1 protein-coding gene is annotated in these 1,444 nt (G+C 43.9%); it reads left to right on the top strand.

Going from position 1 to position 1,444, the window contains the following annotated elements:
- Positions 1–92: 92 nt before the first annotated feature.
- Positions 93–1,444, top strand: a 1,352-nt coding sequence (locus Q0200_RS02085) for an aspartate ammonia-lyase (RefSeq protein ID WP_297937149.1), incomplete at its 3' end; no start/stop codon positions are given.

Below are 1,444 nucleotides of genomic sequence, written 5' to 3'. Positions count from 1 at the left end.
AGAAAATAAATAGAAAATTAAACTTTTAATTTAAATATCAGTTTAATTGCGCTATAGTTTCACTATTCAATTTCATAACAAGGAGTACCATTATGGGAACCAGAAGAGAACACGACTTTATAGGTGAGCTAGAGATAGCTGATGACGTATATTACGGCGTACAAACATTTAGGGCACTTGATAATTTCCACATGAGCGGACGACAGCTCAAAGACTATCCATATTTTGTAAAAGCATTTGCCCAAATCAAAAAAGCCGCAGCTCTAGCAAACAAAGAAGTTGGCGTTCTAGACGCGCAAAAAGCCAACGCTATCGCAAAAGCGTGCGACGAGATAATTGCGGGTAAATATTTAGATCAATTCGTAGTAGACATGATTCAAGGCGGTGCCGGCACTAGCACCAATATGAACTCGAACGAAGTTATCACAAACATCGCGCTTGAGAGCCTAGGACACAAAAAAGGCGAGTATCAGTACCTACATCCAAACGACCACACAAACCTCGGTCAAAGCACCAACGACTCTTACCCAAGCTCGATTAAAGTCGCTGCTTATGCGAAATTAACCGACCTTTTAAAGGCTATGGAGCTACTAAAAAGCGAGCTAGAAGCTAAAGCAAAAGATTTTAAAGACATCATCAAAATGGGCAGAACCGAGCTAGAGGACGCCGTTCCTACTACTCTTGGCAACACATTTAACGCATTTGCAAGCTACATCAAAAGCGATATCGAAAAAATCACTGCAGCAAGAGAGTCTATGGCTGTGCTAAACATGGGCGCAACCGCGATCGGCACGGGTATCAACTGCCACCCTGATTACAAAGTCGCCGTTCATAAAATTTTGAGCCAAATCACCGGTGTAAACTTTAAACCTGCCGATGATTTCATCGCAGCTACTCAAGACACTGCAGATTTCGTTCACGTTAGCGGCGCGCTAAAAACTGCTGCCGTTCGCCTAAGCAAGATCGCAAACGACTTAAGATTAATGAACTCAGGCCCAAGATGCGGTCTTGGCGAGATAAATTTACCTCAGATGCAACCAGGTAGCTCAATTATGCCAGGTAAAGTAAATCCGGTCATCGCAGAGGTCGTAGGCGAGGCATGCTATGAGGTGATGGGCAACGACGTAACCATCATGCTCTGCAGCGAGAGAGGCGAATTTGAGCTAAACGCATTTGAGCCGGGTATCGCTTACGCGCTATTTAACTCTATATTTATCCTAGAAAACGCGATGAAAACTCTAGCCGAAAAAGCTATCAGAAAACTAACCGCAAACCCTGAGGCGTGCTTAAAATCAGTACTCGGCTCGGTCGGTATCGTAACTGCGTTTAACCCGTACATCGGCTACGAAAAATCTGCAAGCATCGCTAAAGAAGCGTTACAAACGGGCAAAGCCGTAGGCGATATCTGCTTGGAGAGAGGATATTTGAAAAAAGAGGAGATAGA

It is taken from the genome of uncultured Campylobacter sp., assembly GCF_938045225.1.
Lineage (GTDB): Bacteria > Campylobacterota > Campylobacteria > Campylobacterales > Campylobacteraceae > Campylobacter_A.
The sequence above is the reverse complement of the archived record's forward strand: the minus strand, read 5'-3'. Positions and strand labels throughout refer to the sequence as shown.